22 protein-coding genes are annotated in these 24,504 nt (G+C 40.6%); 10 read left to right on the forward strand and 12 right to left on the reverse strand.

What is annotated here, in order from left to right; all coding sequences use genetic code 11:
• Positions 1 to 17 precede the first annotated feature (17 nt).
• Positions 18 to 1,625 (forward strand): NHLP bacteriocin system secretion protein, encoded by a 1,608-nt coding sequence (locus AB0756_RS36265; RefSeq protein WP_038093128.1) that lies wholly within the window; start codon positions 18 to 20, stop codon positions 1,623 to 1,625.
• 109 nt (positions 1,626 to 1,734) lie between these two features.
• Here AB0756_RS36265 and AB0756_RS36270 read toward each other — a convergent pair whose 3' ends face one another.
• Together AB0756_RS36270 and AB0756_RS36275 are read right to left on the reverse strand one after the other, a co-directional pair.
• The gene (locus tag AB0756_RS36270; protein ID WP_038093125.1) at positions 1,735 to 2,037 is read right to left on the reverse strand and encodes a hypothetical protein; all 303 of its coding nucleotides are present in this window, start codon (positions 2,035 to 2,037) and stop codon (positions 1,735 to 1,737) included.
• Between the two features lie 687 nt (positions 2,038 to 2,724).
• Positions 2,725 to 2,937 carry a hypothetical protein gene (locus AB0756_RS36275; RefSeq protein ID WP_038093123.1) on the reverse strand — a complete coding sequence of 71 codons (213 nt, stop codon included), beginning with the start codon at positions 2,935 to 2,937 and terminating at the stop codon, positions 2,725 to 2,727.
• A 937-nt stretch (positions 2,938 to 3,874) separates the two neighbouring features.
• On the opposite strand from AB0756_RS36275, the gene AB0756_RS36280 reads away from it, so the two are divergent.
• From AB0756_RS36280 to AB0756_RS36290, 3 genes are all read left to right on the forward strand, one after another.
• Positions 3,875 to 6,118: an NHLP family bacteriocin export ABC transporter peptidase/permease/ATPase subunit gene (locus AB0756_RS36280; RefSeq protein ID WP_082051609.1), complete on the forward strand. Its 2,244-nt coding sequence runs from the start codon at positions 3,875 to 3,877 to the stop codon at positions 6,116 to 6,118.
• 389 nt (positions 6,119 to 6,507) lie between these two features.
• Positions 6,508 to 7,527, forward strand: a complete 1,020-nt coding sequence (locus AB0756_RS36285; protein ID WP_038093120.1) for an NADP-dependent oxidoreductase — start codon at positions 6,508 to 6,510, stop codon at positions 7,525 to 7,527.
• 59 nt (positions 7,528 to 7,586) lie between these two features.
• Complete coding sequence (locus tag AB0756_RS36290) at positions 7,587 to 7,721, forward strand: hypothetical protein (protein ID WP_272899754.1); 135 nt, start codon at positions 7,587 to 7,589, stop codon at positions 7,719 to 7,721.
• A gap of 616 nt (positions 7,722 to 8,337) precedes the next feature.
• Here the strand turns inward: AB0756_RS36290 and AB0756_RS36295 are convergent.
• The 4 genes from AB0756_RS36295 to AB0756_RS36310 all read right to left on the reverse strand — a co-directional run bounded on the left by AB0756_RS36295 (position 8,338) and on the right by AB0756_RS36310 (position 12,029).
• On the reverse strand, positions 8,338 to 8,928 hold the full coding sequence (locus tag AB0756_RS36295; RefSeq protein ID WP_050045296.1) for a DUF4178 domain-containing protein: 591 nt from the start codon (positions 8,926 to 8,928) through the stop codon (positions 8,338 to 8,340).
• Between the two features lie 83 nt (positions 8,929 to 9,011).
• Positions 9,012 to 10,604, reverse strand: coding sequence for a polyamine aminopropyltransferase (locus AB0756_RS36300; RefSeq protein WP_038081753.1), 1,593 nt, complete (start codon positions 10,602 to 10,604; stop codon positions 9,012 to 9,014).
• A gap of 45 nt (positions 10,605 to 10,649) precedes the next feature.
• Complete coding sequence (locus AB0756_RS36305; protein ID WP_038081752.1) at positions 10,650 to 10,886, reverse strand: hypothetical protein; 237 nt, start codon at positions 10,884 to 10,886, stop codon at positions 10,650 to 10,652.
• A 135-nt stretch (positions 10,887 to 11,021) separates the two neighbouring features.
• Positions 11,022 to 12,029: a hypothetical protein gene (locus tag AB0756_RS36310; RefSeq protein WP_038081751.1), complete on the reverse strand. Its 1,008-nt coding sequence runs from the start codon at positions 12,027 to 12,029 to the stop codon at positions 11,022 to 11,024.
• 373 nt (positions 12,030 to 12,402) lie between these two features.
• Between AB0756_RS36310 and AB0756_RS36315 the strand changes: the two genes are divergently transcribed.
• From AB0756_RS36315 to AB0756_RS36325, 3 genes are all read left to right on the forward strand, one after another.
• On the forward strand, positions 12,403 to 13,863 hold the full coding sequence (locus AB0756_RS36315) for an RtcB family protein (protein ID WP_038081749.1): 1,461 nt from the start codon (positions 12,403 to 12,405) through the stop codon (positions 13,861 to 13,863).
• 115 nt (positions 13,864 to 13,978) lie between these two features.
• Positions 13,979 to 14,863: a CobW family GTP-binding protein gene (locus AB0756_RS36320; RefSeq protein WP_038081748.1), complete on the forward strand. Its 885-nt coding sequence runs from the start codon at positions 13,979 to 13,981 to the stop codon at positions 14,861 to 14,863.
• Between the two features lie 140 nt (positions 14,864 to 15,003).
• Complete coding sequence (locus tag AB0756_RS36325) at positions 15,004 to 15,435, forward strand: archease (RefSeq protein WP_038081746.1); 432 nt, start codon at positions 15,004 to 15,006, stop codon at positions 15,433 to 15,435.
• Between the two features lie 27 nt (positions 15,436 to 15,462).
• On the opposite strand, the gene AB0756_RS36330 is transcribed toward AB0756_RS36325, so the two are convergent.
• On the reverse strand, positions 15,463 to 15,888 hold the full coding sequence (locus AB0756_RS36330) for an MAPEG family protein (RefSeq protein WP_038081744.1): 426 nt from the start codon (positions 15,886 to 15,888) through the stop codon (positions 15,463 to 15,465).
• Positions 15,889 to 16,004: 116 nt separating this feature from the next.
• Here AB0756_RS36330 and AB0756_RS36335 point away from each other — a divergent pair, with 116 nt between their 5' ends.
• Both AB0756_RS36335 and AB0756_RS36340 read left to right on the forward strand, forming a co-directional pair.
• Positions 16,005 to 16,922: a transposase family protein gene (locus AB0756_RS36335; RefSeq protein ID WP_038093450.1), complete on the forward strand. Its 918-nt coding sequence runs from the start codon at positions 16,005 to 16,007 to the stop codon at positions 16,920 to 16,922.
• Positions 16,923 to 17,626: 704 nt separating this feature from the next.
• Positions 17,627 to 17,890, forward strand: coding sequence for a UPF0175 family protein (locus AB0756_RS36340; RefSeq protein WP_038088790.1), 264 nt, complete (start codon positions 17,627 to 17,629; stop codon positions 17,888 to 17,890).
• A 97-nt stretch (positions 17,891 to 17,987) separates the two neighbouring features.
• Here the strand turns inward: AB0756_RS36340 and AB0756_RS36345 are convergent, their stop codons facing one another.
• The 5 genes from AB0756_RS36345 to AB0756_RS36365 form a co-directional block, all read right to left on the reverse strand.
• Positions 17,988 to 19,904 carry a transketolase C-terminal domain-containing protein gene (locus AB0756_RS36345; RefSeq protein ID WP_038088787.1) on the reverse strand — a complete coding sequence of 639 codons (1,917 nt, stop codon included), beginning with the start codon at positions 19,902 to 19,904 and terminating at the stop codon, positions 17,988 to 17,990.
• 409 nt (positions 19,905 to 20,313) lie between these two features.
• A complete protein-coding gene (locus tag AB0756_RS36350; protein ID WP_038088784.1) occupies positions 20,314 to 21,141 on the reverse strand; it encodes a class I SAM-dependent methyltransferase in 828 nt (275 codons plus the stop codon).
• A gap of 48 nt (positions 21,142 to 21,189) precedes the next feature.
• Positions 21,190 to 22,032: a Uma2 family endonuclease gene (locus AB0756_RS36355; RefSeq protein WP_038088782.1), complete on the reverse strand. Its 843-nt coding sequence runs from the start codon at positions 22,030 to 22,032 to the stop codon at positions 21,190 to 21,192.
• A gap of 103 nt (positions 22,033 to 22,135) precedes the next feature.
• Positions 22,136 to 22,714, reverse strand: a complete 579-nt coding sequence (locus AB0756_RS36360) for a Uma2 family endonuclease (protein ID WP_038088780.1) — start codon at positions 22,712 to 22,714, stop codon at positions 22,136 to 22,138.
• A 37-nt stretch (positions 22,715 to 22,751) separates the two neighbouring features.
• Positions 22,752 to 23,648, reverse strand: a complete 897-nt coding sequence (locus AB0756_RS36365) for an ATP-grasp domain-containing protein (RefSeq protein ID WP_038088778.1) — start codon at positions 23,646 to 23,648, stop codon at positions 22,752 to 22,754.
• Positions 23,649 to 23,769: 121 nt separating this feature from the next.
• Here AB0756_RS36365 and AB0756_RS36370 point away from each other — a divergent pair, with 121 nt between their 5' ends.
• Positions 23,770 to 24,435 carry a hypothetical protein gene (locus AB0756_RS36370; protein WP_038088776.1) on the forward strand — a complete coding sequence of 222 codons (666 nt, stop codon included), beginning with the start codon at positions 23,770 to 23,772 and terminating at the stop codon, positions 24,433 to 24,435.
• Positions 24,436 to 24,504 lie beyond the last annotated feature (69 nt).

The following is a 24,504-nucleotide window of genomic DNA, read 5'->3' on the forward strand; positions in this document are numbered from 1 at the left end:
AAAGAAAAATATACAAGATGCCCAATAACGCGAAAAAACTCTTCCGTGAAGAAGCGCTCTTACGCTTAAACTCTCCAGAGCAACTTGACAAACTGATGCTCTTAACAAGCCGCCAAGCTTGGCTACCCTTAGTTTCTATGGGCTTTTTGGTCTTCGTTGCTGGTACTTGGAGTATAGTTGGGCGAATTCCACTCACAGTTACGGGTTCTGGCGTGTTGATCCGACCCCGTCATGTGGTACAAATTCAGTCACTTGGTGGCGGTCAATTGTTAGCCTTGAACATCAAGCCAGGAGATGTCGTTAGGCAGAATCAAATACTCGCGATCGTAGATCAATCTAATATTAAGCAACAACTACAGCAAGAAAACGCGAAATTTATCCAGTTGCAAGAGCAAAACCGGGACACTGAGAGACTGCAAAAACAACAGATCGCCTTGTCACAAAGAACATTGGAGCAGCAGCAAAAAGACCTTGAAGAAAGCCTGCGTCGAGAATCAGTAGCACCAACGCTACACTCTGAAACTTTAAAAGCGTTAGAGCAAAAACGACAAAGCTTGGAGCAAAGCCTGTTAAGACAACAAGTCGTACCCACACTGTACAACCAAACTCTTACCGCAATAGCAGAAAAACGTAAAAGTCTTTTAGAGAGAAAGCAAAAAATTAGCTCATTATTGCAAACTTTACAACAACGAGTTGAAGCTCGTCGGAGTTTATTTCAGGAAAAAGTTATTAGCCAGGATGTAGTGCTTCAAGCCCAGCAGGACTTGTTGAACCAACAGACGCAACTTGACGATATTCAAACACAACTTAAAGACCTTGATGTTCAAAAAACGTCGAGCGAACGGGAATACCTACAAAACCTGAGCAGAATTGATGATATCAAAAATAATATTCAAGAAATTCAAGTTCAAAAAACTAATGCAAACCGGGATTACCTGCAAAATCTGAATAAACTTGACGACATTAAAACTAAAATTAAAGATATTGAAGCTCAAAAAACCAAACTCATTCAACAAGATTTGGAAAAGTCAGTCAACAAATTAAATCAAATTCAGGAAGTACGACGCAAAATTTCCTCGTTAAAACTGCAATTAAATCAGTCGAGCCAAATTGTTAGCAAATTTGATGGTCGCGTCTTGTCAGTTGGTACACTCCCCGGTCAAGTTGTTAGCTCCGGTACCCGGATTGCAACGATTGAAGTTGAAGACCCTAACACAAAACTGTCAAGTCTTGTTTACTTTGCTGATAAGGATGGTAAACAGATAAAACCAGGCATGACAGTACAAGTAACACCCAGCGTTGTCAAGCGCGATCGCTTTGGTGGAATTATTGGAGTAGTAACGAACGTTTCTCCCTTTCCCGTGACGACCCAGGATATTATAGCGCAAGTTGGTAACGAAGACTTAGCTCGTAGCCTTGCCAATAGTAACGCAGCTCGCGTGCAAGTTCAGATCCAACTGGAAAAAGATCCTTCCACTATCAGTGGTTACAAATGGTCTTCTTCCAAAGGTCCAGAATTACAAATTTCATCCGGTACGACTGCGGAGGTCCGGGTCAAAATAGGAGAAGTAGCACCTATCTCCTACGTTATTCCTCTATTCCGCTCTTTGACTGGTATTTATTAATTTGGTGGTTAAGGCTATTGCACGTATAACCATCCACACAGATACTTTAGTCATATCAAGTGCAGGCGATCGTGCAACAGTTCCTTCTTATACCTAAAATTGACCTTATTTAGTTCCCGATTGTATTTGTATTATTAGTATTTGTATTGTTGACTGAAGTATACGCAGTTTGGGTATTAGAGGTTGTATTATAACCTCCATTCTGGCTTCCAATTCCACTCAGTATATTAATCTCTCCAATACTAAATAAAGGTCCGTTCAACAAAAACCCTCCACGAATTGCTTCTAAATCAGCATCGTCTAGTTCGTCTGACAATTCCCAATCCCCAAAATTTGTATTGTTTAATTTTTGTTCTTTGGATACTGAGATGTTGACTGCTGTTTTAGGTACGTTTGTTTGATGTGCTTCCATTTTTCACTACCCTAATTTTTCGTGTTTTCACTGTTTGAAGCGATGCTCACAGTATCTCCTAAGATGCACATTTTATAACCCTTATATAGCAAGGCTTTCAGAAAATGAAAAAAATGTGCGTCTTTCATATATTACTAGCGGCGATTTTCACGGCTAGTCGGAGGCTGACATCTTGCGCCTTCAAGTAGAGGGGTAAGGTGGGCGCTGCCCACCCCAGCAAATAATCAGATTTCCGAGCTTTTATTTTTGCAGTACGGCAATGGTGCAAAACAGGAGGAGTACAACTTGCTAGCTGCACAAAAAGCTATGGTAAATTAAGCAATGCGTGAATACTTATTGCATTCCTTGATACTTAGCTAAGTATTTTTAGTTCTCTTTTATCTCTTTTGTTGGAGTATAATCTACCACTATTACCACTATGAACTTTCACAACAAAGAGAGTCAAATAATAATGAAGGGGATAAAAGCGCTTAAAGCTTGATTATGTCTATTATTCAAAAGAGGTTATAGCGTTTTCCTCTTTCCAAATCGATTGAAGAGAGTTAAGTATCGGAGTGCCTAAAGTACCAGAGATGGTACAAAAATTCACCAAAATTCAGTGATATTGTGAGTGCAATTAAAGCACAAGTTTATTCACCTGTTCGCAGAAACCTGTAACTTGAAAACCTACATTGCCTAGCAATACCTCTACAGAGGAAGATTTTCAGCAATATACCCGCCTGCAGCCGCTACTGCTCCCCCTACAACCCCTACTGTACCACCGACAACTTGTACTACGCCCCCAACGAGTTGTCCTACAGGTCCACCACCAGATATAGCTGCTAAATCAGCATCATCCAGTTCTCCTTCCCATTCCTTTACTTCTTGAGTAACTTTGGTTACAGCTTCATTATTAATCATTTCGCTTTTCTCTTTCTATTGAGTGATTACACTTATTTTTATAAAAGGTTTACAAATTTTTGTATATATATCTTTAGATACACGTGTTCGATGTTGCAAATAAGCTAGCAATCATCCATATAAAAAAAAATTATCAAGCAATTTACCAATTCTTCATCTCTCGTAATTGGCTTTTAGCAAGGGTTTTGAGATATTCTCGTATTTTTATTTCACATAGAATAAGATTGATAAGAGAAGTTAAGATACTAAAATTACTTTAAGTATTTTCTTTTTTTTTGAAAAGTTTGATTAATTTTTTAGTCTTTTTACTGCTTCTATGCAATTAGACGTATGTCTGTAGTATAGTATATTTGTTTATCTTATATTTAAAATTTTCCTTATAAGCTTGTAAGAAAAATAATTAAATATTGTACGTATACGTAGCTAAGAGGGTATTTTAACAGTGGTGACTGAGGTATTTATAACTTTAACTCCCTCCAAATCTCCGTAAAAAAGATGGCGTTAAGAGTATTTCGCCCCTTTTAGCTACTGCTTGTACACATAGGTTAGATTTGCCCCCTTAGTCTCCTCTTAGCCTCTCCTTAGAAAGGGGAGAAATATGAAAATCTATAGTTTTATCACTCCTCACTCTGTGATAACTATTTTGTGGAAAGAGTATTAAGATACTCACGTATCTTTGTTTGAGAAAGACTTAAATCAATGAGAAGTAACATATCAAAATACTCCACGTCATTCCGATATTTGGGAATTTTTGATGTTTTTTTCGGTATCTATTTTCATCTCTGCATCATTAGAGGTATATAAATAGTTAGATATATTTGTTTATCTAATACTTAAAAAGCATATTTTGTTACAAGAAGCAAGAACTCTATATGGTTTTTGCATTCTGAATACCAGTGCTGCTCCTCGCAATCTTTGACTTGTTAAGGTAGATTTAATGTTTTTTAAGGTTAAGCCACTTACTTTTATTAGAAGTATTCTACAGCCAGCACACACGACTCGTGTCAGAACCCCCACACTGCTGCAAATTGAAGCAACCGAATGCGGCGCTGCTGCCCTCGGAATTATTCTCGGCTATTACTCGCGCATTGTCCCGTTAGCAGAACTGCGGCGCGAGTGCGGTGTTTCCCGAGATGGGAGCAGCGCTTTTAATATCGTTAAAGCAGCCCGGAACTATGGCTTAAACGCCAAAGGTTTGAAGAGGTTGTTGGAAAACCTCAACACTTTGAGTCCTCCCTACATTGTCTTTTGGAATTTCAACCATTTTTTAGTGGTGGAGGGGTTCGGCAAAAACCGCGTCTACCTCAACGATCCCGCTACAGGACGCCGGACAGTTTCCCTAGAAGAGTTTAATCGTGCTTATACAGGCGTCGTCTTGGTGATGGAACCAGGACCGGAATTTCAAACTAGTGGTCAAAAAAGTAACATTTTTACTGCTTTAGCCTCGCGTTTGCAACACTCACGCAATACCATTTTGTTCTGCTTTTTTGCAGGACTATTACTGACAATTGCTCGGTTAGCAGTGCCCGGTTTTACTCAAATATTTGTTGATGAAATTCTCATTACCGATCGGCAAGAGTGGATACGACCGTTGGTATTAGGAATGGCTATAACTAGTGTACTGCGAGCACTAGTTGCCAGACTGCGGCTTACCTACCTGCGCTTGCTGATGCTGAAGTTGTCAGTTACGATGTCAGGGCAGTTTCTTTGGCATATTCTCCGGTTGCCAATTGGATTTTATGCCCAACGCTTTGCAGGTGAAATCAGCAGTCGGATGTTACTTAACGATAAAGTAGCAGAGATACTCTCAGGTCGCCTTGCAACCACCGTTATCGACACAGTGATGATGGTCTTTTACTTTTTAATTATGGTTCAATACGACCTTGTACTGAGTGCGATCGCTATTAGTTTTGCCGCGCTCAACTTTTTTGCCCTCCAGTTTCTATCGCAGACTCGTGTTGATGCCAATATGAAGCTGGCGATCGAATCTGGTAAGGTCAATGGAGTGGCGATCGCAGGCATTCAAACTATAGAAACAATCAAAGCGAACGGGCTTGAGTCTGATTCATTTGCTAAATTCGCTGGGTATTATGCCAAAGCGCTCAACGCCCAGCAGGAGCTAGCTTTACAAACTCAAATTCTCACAATATTACCCACCCTTTTAACAGCACTCACTACAACTGCTATTTTAATTATCGGCAGTTTTCGGGTAATGAATGGTAGCCTTAGTATTGGGATGCTGGTTGCGTATCAGAGTTTAACAGCCAGTTTCTTAGAACCGATCGGCAGTCTAGTCAATTTCGGTAGTACGCTGCAAGATTTAGAAGCTGACTTCAACCGTTTAGATGACGTATTACAGAATTCTGTGGATGCAGAAGCACAGAGGAGCATGGAGCTTGAGAAAATAGCCAATGCTCCATACCCTATGCCCCATACCCAATTCTCAATTCCCGTCCAACTACAGGGCTACGTTGAGTTACGAAATATCACTTTTGGCTACAGCCGAGTGGAAAATCCCTTAATTGAGAACTTTAACCTGTGTCTCAAGCCGGGACAACGAGTAGCAATAGTAGGAGGGAGTGGTTCTGGTAAGTCTACAATTGCGAAACTAGTTTGCGGTTTATACAAACCTTGGCAAGGGGAAATTTGCTTTGATGGTGTACCCAGAACTCAGATTCCTCGCACTGTTTTGGCAAACTTTTTGGCAATGGTAGAACAGGATATTTTTCTATTTGCTGGGACAGTTCGGGAAAATGTTACTTTATGGGATTCGACAGTACCACAAACCGACTTAGTGCAGGCTTGCTCTGACGCCGACATTCATAATTTGATTGTTTCTATGCCTGGGGGATATGATGCCAAGTTGATTGAAGGGGGAATGAACATGAGTGGCGGACAGCGCCAACGATTAGAAATTGCCCGTGCTTTAGTCAGGAATCCCTCAGTATTAGTTATGGATGAAGCGACTTCTGCGTTGGATGCTCAAACAGAATTGATTATTGATAGGAATTTGCGGCGACGCGGTTGCTCTTGTATTATTATTGCTCACCGACTCAGTACGATTCGCGATTGTGATGAAATTATTGTACTGGAGCAAGGGAAAGTGGTGCAGAGGGGTACGCATGAGGAGTTGTGGCTCTCAGGGGGTAAATATACTACCTTACTCCGCACGGAAAGTTAATAATTTTTTGAGTTCTGAATACGAGTCTGCGCTTAATTGACTAACTCTCTCTTTAAATTGCTAATTGCTAATTGCTAATTGCTAATTGCTAATTGCTAATTGTGTTTTGACTATGAGCCATTAGCCCTCCCTTGTATCTCAGGAGCACAGATGCTATGTGTAAGGCACACGCTCCGCGATGCCTTTGGGCTATGCCCGCCAGGGCTGGCTATACGCCAGTTGCCAGGGTGTGGGAAACCCGCCTACAGCACTGGTCTCACCGCGTGCTTTCTCTGGACTCACCAGTCTTCCATTAGCCATTAGCTATTAGCCATTAGCTATTAGCTATTAGCTATTATTAAGCTATCCCAACAGAGCGTAGCATCTACTATATTTGATGTGTGTAAGCTATGACTGATCCGATTAATCAACAAATCTTACTTAAAAGCCGTCCGGTTGGAGAACCAAAAGAGCGCGATTTTGTCTTTGTTGAAACTCCAATCCCAGAACCAGGGGAAGGCGAAATCCTCAACCGCACGATCTACCTGTCCCTCGACCCCTATATGCGCGGTCGCATGAGCGATCGCGAGTCTTATGCTGCTCCGGTGGAGTTAGGGTCTGTGATGGTAGGTGGTACAGTTAGCCAAGTCATAAAATCTAACCATCCCCAATTCTCAACCGGAGATTTTGTACTCGGTTATGATGGTTGGCAAACTTATGGCATATCAAAAGGCGAAACGTTGCGTAAGCTTGACCCCAAGCAAGCTCCTATCTCCTATGCGTTGGGCGTAACGGGAATGCCCGGTATGACTGCGTATTTTGCTTTGCTTGATATTGGTCAACCTAAGGCAGGCGAAACGGTTGTTGTTTCTGCTGCTTCTGGTGCGGTCGGTTCTGTAGCAGGTCAAATTGCTAAAATCAAAGGCTGTCGGGTGGTGGGAGTTGCAGGGAGCGATAGCAAATGCGATTACGTGGTGAAAGAATTAGGGTTTGATGCTTGTATTAACCGTAAAACTCAAGACCTGAGTTCGGACCTAAAAGCTGCTTGTCCTGACGGAATTGATGTTTACTTTGACAATACGGCAGGTCCAATTTTAGAAGCCGTGTTGCAGCAGATTAATCTTGGGGCAAGAATACCATTGGTTGGTTTAATCTCGCAATATAATGCAGAAAATGCCCCTCCCGGTCCTAATTTAATGCCACTGTTGGTTAAACGCGCTCTCATTCAGGGTTTTCTTGTTGGAGATTACCAGCATCGTCAGGCAGAATTCGTCAAAGATGTTTCTGAGTGGTTGCGAGAAGGTAAACTCAAGTATAAGGAAGATGTTGTAGAGAGATTGGATCGAGCCCCGCATGCCTTTATAGGTTTACTACAAGGGAAAAACTTCGGCAAGCTGATTGTTAAAGTCAGTGACGATCCAACACGATAAGTCTGCTTTACAAACAAGTTGCCCGAAGACAGGCAAGAGACTGACAATTAGAATCAGCAATGATAGATGCGATCGCTTTTAATACCCGTACAATGCTGCAACCTTATAAAAGGTATTATTACTGTGGAACTGAACCGCAAGACTTGAAAAGTAAATTACTCTTCCTTGGTATTGGTCGGGAAGAACCGCAATGAATAGTTCCCTTGTGTTATTTGCAGATCGCTTTATGAGTTCTCAGGCGAAAGAGCGATCGCAAGAGTTTTCTTAAATTGCAGATTCAAGGAATTAGTAAATAAAAATACTTATTTCTCTAAAAGTTATATATGTCTCCTTACCCTTCTTCCACACCAATATAGTTTGCGATCGCATTTCTAAGCTTCACAAACAGAGCAACTTGGAAGAGGCTGCCGTTCAACTTTTAAAACACTTAGGAGAGGTGAAGCTAGTTTCTTTCTCCTGAAAGCGCCATCAATCTTTAAAAAGGCTTGGTGATTTTTGAGTTTATTGATACTCATAAAATTTGAGAATTAAGATGTGGTTATTGGTGATTTGAAGCGCTATCAAGATTTTGAGTTTAGCAACGCAAACTCTTCTCAACTCTAGAGCCGAGCAAGGCAAATTAATGATTTTGAGAGTCAAAACAGTTTACCGTTCTTGCAGAGTCATGGCTGGTCGATAAACATCATGGTAGCCTGGAGGTACAATCTCAATTAGGTCAAGGCAGTGAGTTTTTTATCCGCCTGCCAATGAATGAGTAAATACATGAATGCCTATTTCAATTGTAGCAACTAAAAAATAGGCAAAAGCGATTTACTCATTATAAACTCTCTTTCCATCACCTGGTAGTATCAACAACGACCTAGGATTAATAAGTTCTCCAACAGTCACTTCCACCTCTCCATCCCAAATTTCTACTGAAAGCACTTTGTTATTTGAACCTTGATAGTCAAAATATTGACAACGGGAAGCTACAGGTTTTCTAATTGTACCTTTGCGAGTCATTCTAGCTGTACCGGAGTCAACACATCGAAAAGTTTCGCCCGCAAAGTTTAACTGCTTTGGCGGTTCGTCGCTAATATCTAATTGATTTGTAGGTTCTAACAAGGCAACCTCCACGCGATCGTCTTCCTCCACAGACAACCAATGAATGCGATCGCCATCCTGCAACATATATTCAGACCAAGTAAATTCACCAACAGTGTAAATTAGGTGACCTTCAACAACCCAGTCAATACCCATATGTTGCACGATATCGCCAATTTGTAAATTAAATACCGTGCGGTGTAGCGATGGTAGTTCCTTGCGATTGCTACCAATTAAAATTTTTCCTTGCTGTTGAAGTACGAACAAAACAACAGCAGCAGTTCCAACAACAAAAATTCCCAGCCAAATGAATGTCATAACAAACCTCTTGAAATTGCTAATAGCTAATGGCTAATGGCTAATTGCACTATTAGCCATTAGCCATTAGCTATTAGCCATTATTAATATGAAACCCAGCGAGAATCCAATTGGTAACGAACAATTACGGGATCGGATAAGCGGTTCACCTTAGTATTTCCTAGTAGCACATCTTTAGGTAATTCAAATAAATGATGCAGAATATTTGGAGTCAGAAAGCGTGTTGATACGGGAAGCTCAAGTTTATCTGATTCAATAGCAGCCCGCGAAGCCATTACAAAACCCCACGGACCAAAACTGGGAACATCGACTACGTAAGGATGTACTTTTAGCCCAGTGTGGGCAATAGTTTCAGTAATACAACTCAGCACTTTGGGGGCAAAAAATGGACTGGATGCTTGGGTCACTAACACCCCACTGTCTGCAAGTCGTCCCATCAAACGTCGGTAAAAACCATCTGAGTACAGTTTGGCAAGGATTTCTTGATCTGGATCGGGAAAGTCCGCGATAATAACATCAAAGGTTTCTTTCAGACCTGGGGCTGTGGTAAAAGCATCAGCGTTGATGACTTCAACGCGGGGGTCTGTTAAAGCTTTATTGTTAACTTGCACGAGTTGCGGATGACGAGTAGCTAACTTAACAACTGCTGGGTCGAGTTCAATCAGTACGACTTTCTCAACCTCTCGCCACTTCAACACTTCCCGCACCGCCATACCATCTCCAGCTCCCAACACGAGGACTCGTTTTCTGTTAGGAGTTGCACTCATTGCTGGATGCACGAGTGCTTCGTGATAGCGATATTCATCTATTGTAGAAAATTGTAGATCGCCATTCAGGAACAGCCGCACGTCTTGCCCTTGTCTTGTCAGGACAATACGTTGATAGGGTGTTTGAATACGCTGAATAACAGGTGCTTTATATAAGTTATTCTCTAGATTATTGCTAATAGGTAGAGAAATTGGTGCCAAGGTACAGAGCAGCACGCCTACCATTAACCCTAAATAAGCCCAGCGTCGCAGTTGGGGAAAAGATTTTCCAATCGCGAAGACCATAAAAGCGGGAAATGCACCCAATATGAAAGCTGTGGGAAACATGCCCAACCAGGGTAACAGGAGTACTGGAAACAGGAGTGAACCAATAAGTGCGCCTAGATAGTCCAGTGCTAAAACTCCTGCTAGGGCTTCTCTAACTCCTTCTGATGATTCTACAAGTCGTGTTAAGAGTGGGACTTCTAAACCTGCTAGCAATCCCAGCAAAAGAGTGACGAGAACTAATCCCAACCAAATGGAACCATCAAGCACAAATAGGGCAAATAATCCTAAAGGTAACAGGGCTGTGAGTGGTGCGATCGCCAACTCCACCTGTACAAAAGCAAGTAGTAACTGATTTTGAAGAAAGCGCCCTTTTGTTTTTGCTGCAACAAATCTGCTCAAGTAAGAACCAGCACCCATTGCTGCTAAAAAGCCCCCCACCGCAATACCGTAGGACAGGGCTTGGTTCCCAACTAAGTAACTTGCAAGGGTTCCAAGTAAAAGTTCTACAGCTAATCCGCATGCAGAAGAGATTGCTGCTGCTGCTAGCAAGAGTTTGCGCTGCTTGCTGCTTAAGAAATTGCCATTATGTTCAGTATTTTCCGCATCTAGTGAATCTAGAGATGTTCCTATTTCTTGTTCCATTTATTGTTAACCATTGATTGTTCAGCCTTAAGTGTGGAAATATTTTTACTTTCCACTACCAGGACCTCCACCTTGAAAGTCACTGTAGTAACTTCGGGTTGTAGAGGTATATATCCAAACTCCCCGATTGTCGTAGGAACCCGATAATTGAGTTTCATATCGGGGAGAATAGTTTTCTTGTTTTTCTTCTCTCAGCACAAAAGCTGACTTTTGACTGTAGCTATCAAGTATGGAAATGAGAGCAAGTAAGACTGCTATTCCGGTAAAAATTTTTGCAAACATAAGCCTCTAGGATTTTGGATTTTGAACTTTAGATTTAGAGTGCTCAACTATCCATACCAAGTTCGGATAATCAGCGAATTCTTTACAACAGTCAGTTTTTTAGTACCAGTTCAATCTCATGAAATGGTAATTTTTTTACTTGTCGCTGGTCGCCGTGTTAGCGCTGATGTGTATCACCTCTACTGGTTTTAAGGTACGAGCACCATCTCGAACAATCAGTGATGTCCGATCGACTGGTTCATCGGGAAAAACTTCTACATGAAAACCGTAAGAAGCACGCTCGTTCAGTATAAAAAATTTCTGTAACTTTCCTGTCACCTTTGTAATTTTCCCTTTCTCTTTTGTAAAGGAGAGTTTTACGGGAAAAGAGCCTGCATAAACTTGTTCGCCATAGGCATCATTAATAGACAGGTTGACTTCTAGTTCTGGGGGAGATGTTTCATCAGATTGGATATCTACATTAACGCGCACGAGACGATTAGCTCCACCAACTGTTTCGCGACCATTTGGATCGCTGTCGAGAATTTTTGCGGTAATTGCTTTTTTACCAATGCGGCGTGTGGCAAATAATGCCATGACAGAGAAAAAAGTAGACCAAATTAAACCAGGCCAAAGATGGCGTGTATCAATGACTCCATTTTCGACAGTCATTGTAAAAGGAACAGCTTCAGCTAGTTCTTTTCCACTGGTTTCTCCATAGCCCAACACTGCTAAGGCAAGAGTGACTTCTTCGTTTTTCTTTGCCCGAACATCTAAACCAGCTGTCAAGTCTTCTTCAGACCACGTCCCCGTTTCTCCGTCTTCAGACCAAAAACCTGATTCCTTCCAAGCTTCTTTAATTCCGGACGCCAAAACCTTGCCTTGTTTGTCCAAAAGCTGAATTTCGTAGGTCACCCAACGATTATCGGGTACGATCGCATTGACATCAACGCGCAATGCACCTATTAGCTGAGGTGCCAATTGGAGTGATTTGATTTTGAAAGGCTCCTCTTGTTTAACTTGTACATCTTTACGAACAAGGGTTTGCTTAAAAAATGGAGCGGTTATTAACGATAAAAATACGAGTGCAGAAGCACCAAGAGCAACGTAAGGCCACCAATGGACAAAACGCCCTGTACGTTGAGTATCAACAGTCACTGGCATAAGTGTTTTTGGAGTAACTTTTACAACTGTATGATTGATATATTAACCTCACTCGAATATTTGACAAGGAGAGCTATACTGATTTTCAATAAATTGCAATACATCTACGGCTATAAGATTGAGAATTATTTTAATTCTGCTGTCTACCTTGCCATTAACTTTGCACATAACCTTTCTGTTAAGCGAGTTAATTGAAACGACTTAAGTAAAATCACTATCCTACAAACTGATTCCAGAAAAGGTTTTGTTAAGTATTTGTTAGTCTTTCCCTCTTTAGAACTGAAACAGCAAAACGTTTCTTTAGGAAGAAGTTGTAACAAACAAAGGCTTTTATCGTATATGGATATTTTTACAAAAAAAACATACGGTAAAAATGACTATCAAAGAGTTTTTAAACAAGATTTCTGATACAGTGTGGGAAATACCCGTGTCCTACAAAGAAGGGATGCGGGTTCCTGCTCGAATATATGCAACAGAGAAGTTAATTCGGGAATTAGATGAAGCCGTTTACGACCAGGTCACTAATGTAGCAACACTTCCTGGGGTAAGTAAATATGCTTTATGTATGCCTGACGGACACTTTGGCTATGGTTTTCCCATTGGTGGCGTAGCGGCGATGGATGTAGAGGAAGGGGGTGTGATTTCTCCTGGTGGTATCGGTTTTGATATCAATTGCGGGATGCGCTTGATGGTTACAAACCTGACCTACGATGAAGTAAAATACGATATCAAAAAGCTAGTAGATAAGCTTTATCAAAAAGTTCCTGCAGGAGTGGGAAGTACTGGCTTTGTCAAACTCTCACGCAGTGAATTTCGTGAAGTTGTCGAGCAAGGCGCACGGTGGTGCGTTCGCAATGGTTACGGATGGGAAGAAGACTTGGAACTTATGGAAGAGCAAGGGTGTATGAAAGGCGCTGACTCTTCCAAAATCAGTGACAAAGCAATTGACCGAGGTTTTAATCAAATTGGCACTTTAGGTTCTGGTAACCATTATTTAGAAATTCAAGTGGTTCGACCGGAAAATATTTTCGATAAGGAGCTAGCTGCACGTATGGGAATTACCATTCCCAATCAAGTGGTAGTCATGTTCCATTGTGGCAGTCGCGGATTCGGTCATCAAGTTGCTACTGACTACCTGCAAGTCTTTCTTAAAGTCATGGAGAGCAAGTACGGTATCAAAATTTTAGACAGAGAATTAGCCTGTGCGCCTTTTCATTCTCCTGAAGGTCAGGCTTATTTTTCAGCAATGAAATGCGGTATTAATATGTCTTTTGCCAACCGTCAAGTTATCCTGCACCGCATTCGAGAGGTATTTTCGGAAGTTCTTGGGAACTCGCCAGAAGAAATGGGTATGCACGTGGTTTATGATGTTGCCCACAATACTGCTAAATTAGAAAGCCATATAGTTGATGGAAAAGAGCGATCGCTCCTCGTGCATCGTAAGGGAGCCACTCGTGCTTTTGGTCCGCAGATGCAAGATGTTCCTGAAAAATATAAAGATATCGGTCAGCCAGTGATTATTGGTGGCAGTATGGAAACTGGCTCTTATTTATTAGTAGGAGTACCCACTGGCGACCAAACTTTCTTCAGTACCGCTCATGGCAGCGGACGCACGATGAGTCGGGCAAAAGCCAGAAAAATTTATCGTGGAGAACAACTACAAAAAGATATGCAAAAGCGGGGTATTTATGTGAGAAGTACCTCTTACTCAGGGTTAGCTGAAGAAGCAGGTGCGGCTTATAAAGATATTGATGATGTGATTGAAGCTGCTGAATTAGCTGGGATTAGCAAACGGGTAGTACGTTTAACTCCCATTGGGAATATTAAAGGATAATTGATATGAAAATCCGGCTTCATTCTTAAGATAGACGCATAGCTTTGTTTGCAACTGTTGTATTTAAATCATAAAGTAGCTATTGTCACTCAAAAATTTGAGCGCACAAAATAATATGCAAATCCGCACACCGCTTACGGTTATCACGGGACCTCTTGGAAGTGGCAAAACAACTCTGTTGCGTCATATTCTTGAAACAGTGCCTAAAAAAATTGCGATTCTCATGAATGAGTTTGGAGAAATAGCGATTGATGCCAAAATCATTCAAGGCAAAAATGTTCAAATAGCAGATTTGGGTGGCGGTTGCGTATGTTGTTCCTTGCTTGGTGAGTTTGAAGCAGCCGTTGATGAAATCATCGCTTCTGTTGACCCCGAACATCTTATAGTGGAAACAACAGGAGTTGCAGAACCAGATGCACTGGTTTTTGATATTCAAGAAAGTTTACCAAAAGTGCGATTGGATGGGGTTGTTACTGTTATTGATGCCGATTCATTGGTGAAATATCCTTCTGTTGGTCACACAACCCGAATCCAAATAGAAGCAGCAGATATTATTCTTCTTAACAAGATTGATTTGATTTCAGAAAAAGAGTTAGAGGTTGTAGAGGACAAGTTACACTCCATCAATGAAATTGCCTCGATTTTACGTAGCCATCGGGGAAAGGTAGATTTAGATCTGCTTTTTGGTATCGGTCGAGAGCGCGTACAACCGCCCCCACATCACGTTCATCAACCGGAATTTGAATCGTTTAGTTACAACACTTCTGCTACTATCAATCGTCCGTGTTTTGAGGAATTTGTCAATAGTTTGGAACCAAATGTTTACAGAGCTAAAGGATTTGTCCGGTTTTCAGACGGGATTTATTTATTTAATTTTGTAGCTGGGAGATGGGATTTAGAACGCTTTGAACAAGAAGCAACGGAGTTAGTTTTTATTGGCAAACAGGTAAAAGAACAAAAATTAGAAATTATCGAACTTTTGAAAAAATGCGAGCAGTAAATGTTATGTTTCATTACAATTTAAATAAAACAATAACAACAGAAGAAGAGTACCAGAAAGCCTTGACAACAGTTAAAGGATGATGTCTTGCGAATTAACGGAGACTGAAAATACACTTGAACTGGAGATATATTTATCCTATGCCTTATGAATTTCTTGAGGATATTGCTACGGCTGATATTGCCTTTCGTGCTTGGGGAAAAGATTTACAGGAGGTATTTAAAGCAGCCGGTGATGCAACAATCAATACTATGATTGAAGATTTAGATTCCATAGAACGTAAGGAAACAAGAACCTTTCATTTAGAAGATGACGCATTAGACCTTTTACTATTTAATTTTCTTCAAGAATTTGTTTACTACAAAGATAGCGAGCTACTGCTGTTGCGAGCGCAGCAAATTGACTTTGAAGAGAAAGATGATAAATATCAGTTAACTGCAGTCACTCAAGGAGAAACACTAGATCGCGATCGCCACGAACAGCGAGTGGATGTTAAAGCAGTCACATTACATCGGTTTCAATTGGAAAAAACCAATGATGGCTGGACTGCTATGGTCATTTTGGATATTTAATGAGACGTAAAGAACTGTCTATCTACTCTATGTGAAGTGCATGAGAGCGGCGCGGATTGCGATGAACCACACCGCGAGTGTGGCAAATAGGTAAAGGTAGAACCGAAGAATAATGAGATTGAATGTGCAATGGACAATACTATGCAATACGCGAAACACAACGAAGATCCACGCGGCGTTCACATACACTGTATCCACCTGCTTTGTAACGAAGAGGTATAGGACAAGCGCATAAAAAAGTACCGGAATCTCGAACAGGTTCTTTAAGTTATCCGATGGATTGGATACATTTGGTGGGGAGATTTGCGCCAGTGTGTTAGGTGTAGCAAGCTCCTTCTGACTGAGCTTGTTACTGGTGATAAAATTGATACGACGGATGTACATATACACCCAGACGAAGAGTGTCAGAAACACTGTTGCAAAGAATGGACTGAAAATTGCATCTTGCGTCATTTTTACAAATCAAACTGAATTAGATTTTTGAACTTGTTGTCGAGTCAAGTAGACATCTCCAAAATAGTTATATTCTGTGATATAAGAACATTAGAGAGCTTTTCTGACACAGAAATATGAGCAATATACTGAACCATATTGAAGAGAATCCTAAAGAAACAAAGCGGTTAATTGGTCTAGAGTACGAACAGTTACAACAATTAATTCAAAATGCCGAAAGATTACACCACGAAAAACAAGAGTTATTAGAATCTACAAAAGTGAGAATTATTGCTAGTGGTGGAGGTCGTAAACCCAAACTATCCATGAAAGAAGAAATAATTTTAACCTTGGTCTATCTCAGGCATCTGACAACCTTTCAACTTTTGGGCATCCAGTTTGGAGTGAGTGAGTCTACAGCAAATGATACATTTAATTATTGGTTGCCAATACTTAGGGAATTGTTGCCATCCAGTTTAATTGAACAAGTAAAAAAAAACGAATCTGATTTGATGGTAGTTCAAGAAATTCTCACAGATTACGAATTAATTGTAGACAGCTATGAACAAGTGAGGGAAAGACCTAAAGACAATAAGGAGCAAGAAAAATATTACTCTGGCAAGGCAAGTAAACATACATTTAAAAGTCAGATGATTATTTTGCCAGATGCAAGGGATATCGTTGATGTTGTAGCTGGCGAACCTGGACCGAAAAGTGATATAACTTTGTTTCGAGAAAATCGTGATAACTTTGACCAAAAACAAAAATTTAAGGGAGATTTAGGATATCAAGGAGAAGATTTAATTGACACACCTATTAAAACACCGAGAAATGGAAAGTTAACTATTTCTCAGAAAAAAGAAAACCAGGAGTTTTCCTCCAAAAGAATATTTGTTGAACACAGAATTCGTTCGGTAAAAATATTCCGAGTTGTCCAAGAAAGATTTCGGTTAAATCCTAAAAAGTATGAGCAAGTAATTTTGACAATTTGTGGACTAGTAAGATTCCGAATTGGGGCCCTCGTATTACCAACAGAAATATATGCGATCGCCTGATTTAAAAATGAATGCACCTAACTACGTTTTTTGGTTTGATTATTAACAACAAATATCTCAAAACCTTATTCTATCGTATAAACTAGCTGGCTTGCGAAACTGGAGATCGCACCCTATAAGTTAGTCATAGAGATACTTGGGCAGTTTTTGGAGATGTCTAGTTGTTTGTGAGGTAAAAGATAATGTAAACTAGACATTTCCATGCTTGTAGACCTCGAACGGGTACACTTGGACGGATCAATCTATGAGAAGTTTCTTAAAGCTTCTTTTTAAAGCTATCAACGAAACTCATAGCGAACACGATATGCGATCGCAACAGACCTAAACGAGCAATCCCTCGTTGACTGCCATTGAAAATATAAAAGGAGAATTGGTATTATAGGAACTATAGATGATTTGTAAAAAATTTTCACGACTGTATGGGAAGTAACCCTCGCGAGCAGCTTCCCCTGCAATTGTATGGCGTGGCGTTAAGCATTGCCAGTCAAAAGTCTTATATGGCGGTCAATGCCTACTCTATGTGTATTTCAAAAACCAAATAAGAATCTTATAATAATGTGTGATACCAATTCTATATGAGGTTGCGCTTGAAATTCCCTCACATTGGAAATGTGGGACTATAAAAACGCTGGGCAAGGACTAATTAGATGCATCTTTATACAGAAATGGTATAAGCTTTGAAATTTATTTAGGTTTGATTATCAATGAGTCAATTTATTCAACCAATAAACTTGCAAATATCACCTAGTTCGTTAAATCAAGGCGAACAAGCTATTCGCCAGGAATTAGCTTTACAACTGTACGTACAGAATATCTTTACCTTCAGTCAAGCACGTCAGTTAGCTAACTTGTCTGTATGGGAATTTCAGAAACTTTTGGGCCAAAACAAAATTGAACGTCATTACAATGAAGCAGATTTAGCTCAAGATCTTGAGATAAAAGTAAAACTCGCGTCACGTTCAGTCTAAGCACAGCTTTCTCAAGCCAAAATAGTATAATAAGGGACGGGCAAGATACCCGTCCCACAAAAGAAATTAGTACTTTTCATAAGTGAAAAGTATAAACTTAGCCTATCAATGACTTGACCTTACTGATAATGCCATCGGGGTCAATTCCTTGATGGGGGAACTGTTCCCAAAGACCACCGCAACCCTCATGATGAGTTCCGAGGTGAGCGAACTTGGGTGTAAATCCACGCTCAAGCAACCAAGTTCCAAAGCGGATACCCAACCCGTTGCGACGGCTCATGGATTCTACAACCAGTACAAAAGGTGCTGCACCGATTTTTGCCAGGGTTTCTTCATCTACAACATTGAGTGTGGGTTTGTTGATTAAACCAACATCAATTCCTTGCTGCTTGAGACGTTCCACTGCATCAAGAGAGCGATACAATCCATCGCCATAGCTGACGATATAACCTGCAGTTCCTTCCCGTACAACTTCATCTTTGCCAGGAACAAAGGTGTAACCTTCGCCAAACAACTCTTTGCCATTAGCATCAAGAATGTGGGGAACTTTGGAACGGGTGGAGAAGATAAACCGCAAACCCGGATCGAAAAAGACTGCATTAACACACGCCGTCATTTGAGCAGCATCTGCAGGGAAGTAAAGTCGTGTTTCGTAACCATCATCCAATCCATTATCGGCAAACATATTGTTTAAGCCGAAGTGACAGGTATTATCTGCCATGTCATCGATTCCGGAGTGGGAGAAGTGACACAAAACATTGGAATAGTTCAACCGCGCCATTGTGATTTCGGAAATACACATTTCTAAAAAGGCGCTGAAGGTACCGAAGATACCTTGCTTTCCTTTTGCCATCCCAAATCCGGCGGCGGCGGAGAAGTTTCCTCTTTCCATAATTCCAGAACTGACGAAGATTTCTGGGTATGTATCGTGAATCTTCTTCAAGCCGCAGGAACCTTCAAGGTCGCTATCGATACACAATACCTTTTCCTTACGTTCAGTTTCACTCAAGCGGCTGAGAACGGAAACGACTGCTTCACCAAATACGTTCCGGTTGGAACCCCATTTGTCGCTGACTCCAAGGAATGTGTAGCTTTGCTTGGGCTTGGGTATGCTCTTGAGGTAGTTGACTGCTTCAGTTAATCCACGCTTTTCTAAGTACGCGATCGCTTTATCTACAGGAATCACATCATGACCGTGGGTTGAGCCTTCGATACCTTCAATTCCCACTGCCATCTTCCGCTTGTTGACTAAAGCAACAGGTCCCGACTGTGTTACTGCTGCACAAAGGCGGCGGTACAGATCGTCTAAGTCTTCCCCATCACCCTCATTGACACTCAAGCCGTGACCTTCAAGTGTTTTAGCAACGCTAAAACCAGGTAGATAATCTGAAGGATGTCCGGCAATGGTGACATCATTATCATCAATAATGAGTTTGACGTTCAGATTTTGAGCTACTGCCAAACGTGCTGCTTCTGCATCATTGCCTTCCTGCTGCGAACCATCTGAACCCAAGCAGACGACAACTTTGTTGGGATTAGCTAATGCCACACCATTAATGTAAGGCCAAACGTGTCCCAAACGTCCGGAACTAAATTTAACACCAGGTGTTAAGCCAAGTTCGGGGTGTCCGGGCAATTTTGAATGAGCTTCGCGATAATGAACGAGGCTTTCCGCATCCAACTCGCCGTGCAAAACCGCCATCAGATATTGGGTAGCAACGCGGTGTCCTGCTTCATCAAAGAAGATAGGGACAAATTTATCAGGTGCGCCTCGGAAGAAGGCATCAAGAATGACTACTTCTGGTACTGTATCGTAAGCACCACCTGTGTGTCCGCCTACACCTCTAGCAGCACCTGTAGCAGTGAAGAAAACAATTGCATCGCGACAAAGCTGAATGTTAGCTTTGAGTGTTTCTCGTTGCTCGCCAGTCAGGGTAGGATTGCTTGGGTCTAGTGCTATTTTTTTGTACGCGCTAAGATTAACGGGAAAGCTAGCAGCTACAGCAGTAGTCATGGTTAATATTCCTGAATTTTAGTGACTCACACAAGCAACCGTTATCGATCGCAGTTCGCCGCGAAAGAGAACAGTACGTTTATGATGGATTTTGGTAAAATTTTATTCGCGATTGCTCTCAAAGAAACCTATTTGAGTGTACCGCGAATACACTCTCGGAATTCGCTCCTCACATTGATATTTTGCAACAGAACTTCAGCCATTGTTAGCAATCTTAAGACTGCTTTAAATAGCATTAAGCACTGCAAAGCTTTTTCTATGGAATGGCAACGATTTATAAATAAGTATAAATGCTTATTTGTATTATAGGCAAGAGCTATGGCAAAAAAAATTTAAATTTGTGTTCTTCAACACAGCAATTGCCTGTAACTTGTGTAGAGCGAATGCTATTGTACCTCAATCTTGTGCTCTAGGGAATAGCTGTGACAAAAAAGATAGAAGCATCACACCAAGTACCTTGTTCTGTCGTCGGTAATGCCTGAACTTCCGCAATATATTCCGCCTTGCACCGATTTAACTCATCTGCTGAAAGTTCAAAAACTTGATAGCCAAAAACATTCTTGGAATTAATTTGCCATAATTCTTCAGCCGCGTTAGAGTCAGGGGTGAAGTACCAACCAAACTGCTCTTGTATCACTTCAATATTTTGAAATCCCGCTTTATGTAGGAAATAATAGCACTTTTTTAGCGTTCCAAGAGGTTCGTTAGGGTTGGCAATTTTTATACCATATCTTTTGGCGACTTCTCTAAACAAAACTGATGGGGGAAAAGCTTTTTCAGCCCAAACATTCAATGCTAAAGTTCCATTGAGTTTAAGCCAACTGTGCCATTTTTCTAAAGCAGCAGAAATGTCAGTTAAATAACAAATTGCTAAAGAACAAAATATAACATCAAAACAGCGATCGCTAAATTCTACAATTTCTACATCTGCTTCCAGAAATTCTACATTTTGTAAACCCAAATTAATTTGCTTTTGTCTTGCTTGCTCTAGCATTCCAGTGGAAATATCCACACCAATGACTTTCCCTTCAATACCTACTTTTTTAGCAGCAGCCAGTGCAACTAAACCAGTTCCCGTGGCTACATCCAAGACAGTTTGTCCCGATTGAACTCGGGCAAATTCAATCAAGCGATCGGCAACAGGAGCATAGAACCTACCTCGGTCATAATCAGTTCGAGAATTGAAGTCAGCAACCAATTGCTGCTTGTATTTATTTAACTGTGTATTATCAAGCATTGGCAAAATTCTCCAAATTGCCTGTAAATTTTCAGCTAAATTTTAAATTTACCCTACCTCATCTGGGTCAATACCCATTGCTCGTAACCGTTCTGCAAGTTGTGCTGCTCTTCGCTCTGCAGCAAGAGATCTTTGTCTTTCTTGCTCAGCCCTCTGTCTTTCTTGCTCAGCCCTCTGTCTTTCTTGCTCAGTCCTCTGCCTTTCTTGCTCAGCAGCTTCATTACCAATTAGCAACAGGTTACCATTTGTCTCCCACCAGCGCAACCAGAATTGCTCTGGATTATTCAGGTAAACTCCCCGCCATAACCCCAGTTCCACCCCCAAAGGTTGAATTAAGTATCTTCCTTGCTCGTTAGGTTGCAGCTTTTGGTATGAAAAATCTACCAAGTGATAAACCTCCAGCTTGGCATTATTGATTTCATAAATAGCGTAGTAAGGAATTCTGATAATTTGTTGATATACCCAGAATTTACCCGGCTTTGTACCTTCTTGACGAGCGAGGAGTAGAGGAGTTGTATCTCGTTCCTCATCGCCATTGCCACTCGCTAGTTCTATCGCAATAAGTGGGGGGATGTATTCTCTCCATAAAACGTAGGAACGACGAATTATGCCATCAAGCATTGGCGGTACACCGGGTACGTAAAACCAATCTGGTGCTTCTGCTCCTTTTTCGGGTGGTTCAGTCTCTCGCCAATATATACCACAGTCTTGACCAATGCAGTACTGTCCATCTGGGTGCAGTTGTTGCAGAACAGGAGCTATGGAGTCAGTCAAAATCAGACATTGAGGATGTTCTTGGAAATTTTTCACAAACGTACCATCCGACTCCGGTAATTGAGTATGATCGGGAAACTGAGGTGGTATATCAATTTCAGTAAATATTTCACTCATATTCTTAATGTATATCCTGCATTATATTTTAAGGATTCAACCATCGAACTTAGAAGGTACTTCCTCCAAGATAAAGCGGAAACTGTAAAACAGTTGCAAGCTACTATGCAATAGCTTTGTCTAATTTCAACCATCCGAACAGATTTCCCACTGTTAAGTGGACATCTTTCATTAAATCTGGAACAGGTAAAACATCCTCTGGTTGCTCTAAGAGTTCCGGTTGCTGTCCTGGGGGATAAACTAGCACTGACTTTTCAACAGGATCGACCAGCCAACCTAATTTGCTGCCATATTTTAAGCAGTGTAATATCTTTCCAGTCACTTTAGTTTGGCTTTGCTCTGGTGAGAGAATCTCAATCACCCAGTCTGGTGCAGCTGCGAATACATTAGCAATATCCCCATTTTCATCAAGGGGAATTCTTTCCCAAGCAAATACCACTACATCTGGAACGATCGCTCGCCCACCAAAGGTACATCTTAATTCTGGTAAGGCAAGCGCAATTTTCTGCTCCTCTACTATGTTATTAATGGTAGTGACTAGTTTACTTTGTAACTTGCTGTGCTTGCCTTGGGGCATAGGTTTTTGAAGAATTTCACCATCAATGTACTCACTTGCAGGTTTTGTTTCTGGCAGTTTCAAAAACTCTTCCAAGGTTAGTTTTTGCGTTGGTACTTGTACCATATGGGCTACCTGTGAATCAAGCGATCGTATTTACAAATCATAGCTTCTCCTGAGAATCTATGTTTTTTAACTTGTTCCACAACTCAAGTGCAGGAATGTGACAGGTTCCTGAAAATTGAGCATCGCCTACCTCTACGACTACCCACTCTTTATTTTCTAATTGTCCGATATCAATTGCGATATAAGGAACATTAAGGCGCTGAGATGCTAAAGTTGCTAAACTTAAGACTTCTTTTTCTTCTTGTTGTGAGAGTCGGCTTAAATCATCCTTGCCATCCCAATAGTACCCGTATTCTAAAACTTGCCCGTTATACATAAAAACTCTATACTCTCTTCCCATGGGAAAGCCATTTGGAGCTAGGCGATGATAGCGTAAATTAATAAATTTTCTGACAATAACTTTACCACGCGATCCATATTTAAGTTTCAACAACCATTCTGTAAGCGTTATTAATTCTTCTAAATTATTCGCTACACAGGACTTCCATCCCTGTTTTTTTCTGGATTGAACTGCACCTTTAACAAAAACAGGAAATCCTAATAATTCACCAGTACCAGCGCATTCCTCAACGGATCTAATGACAAGACTTTCAGGAGTTAAACCTTTTAAATACGGGTAAAATAAATCAAATTCTGTTACTGTCTGATGTTGTAATGTTGAATTCACCAGTTTTATCCCTTTATATAAAGCTGCATTGTAAATAGCTTGATAGCGTTCAAGTTCTGGGATGTATCCTACCCAAATACCAGTCATTTCTTGAGTGTATTGAGGAATATGCCATAAAGCATTTTCCGCCGTGCTACAACGCTCAAAGTCTGGTGGTATACTATAGACCGTACATCCCACTATTTGAGCAGCCTCAGTCAATACTTTAATATTGCTGACACTTGCAGATGGTTCTAATTGTTCTGGTGATTCACTTAAAACAATCATTTCTATAATTTTTAACTCTGGATAATAAGTATTGAAAACTATTCCGTATTTATTCTAATCACAATTCAATTGTTATCTGGTTACAATGTATCCAATATGATTTGATTGTGATAAAACTAAAATGTTGAATTTTCCCTTGGTTCTAATAGTGTTACCCATCTATGCTAGTTTGTCCTACTTGCAAGAGCCAACAATAAATTTATCTTATAATGATAACGATCGAACAAGTATAGTTCAAGCATCTAAACAAGATAAAACTAATGAGATACATTTAGTCCAAGTACCTTCTACTACAGAAACTCAAATCCCAACTTCTATTTTCAATTGGCATATCAATCTTGCTTCACGAGAACTCAAATCACTTAAATTTTTTGGCAAAGACTGGAAAGCTGATTATAATGCAGCAATGGATTCATGGACTTTAACTCAAATAAATTTACCCGATAGCGTTTCTTACAATGATACTTTTGCTGAGCTTTTCGTCTCAACATTCCCTGATGATGCGCCCACTAATGTTAATGCATTTGCTGAAAAACTAAAATCTTCTAAATTTTTAGATTGGGGCTTTGTTTGGACAGAAGTTAGAATTATTGAATCAGATAGTAACGGCTTTTTAATTCGTGGTATTCAAATGGATACACAAGATAAAGCAAAAAAACCTGTTTTTGTAATGCTCAGAACCATTGCAGGTAAAAAAATTCTTTTTCAATCATCTTTTTCTCCTGCTCCTGATGACCTAAAAATTCTTGATAAAATGATTGAATTAGCTAAAACTGCTAAATTTTAAATTCACTATATCTCATCAGGATCGATGCCCATTGCCCGATTGAACTTCCACCAAAGGTACACCTCAACT

It is taken from the genome of Tolypothrix campylonemoides VB511288_2 (assembly GCF_045999855.1).
Taxonomy (GTDB): Bacteria; Cyanobacteriota; Cyanobacteriia; order Cyanobacteriales; family Nostocaceae; genus Scytonema; species Scytonema bouteillei_A.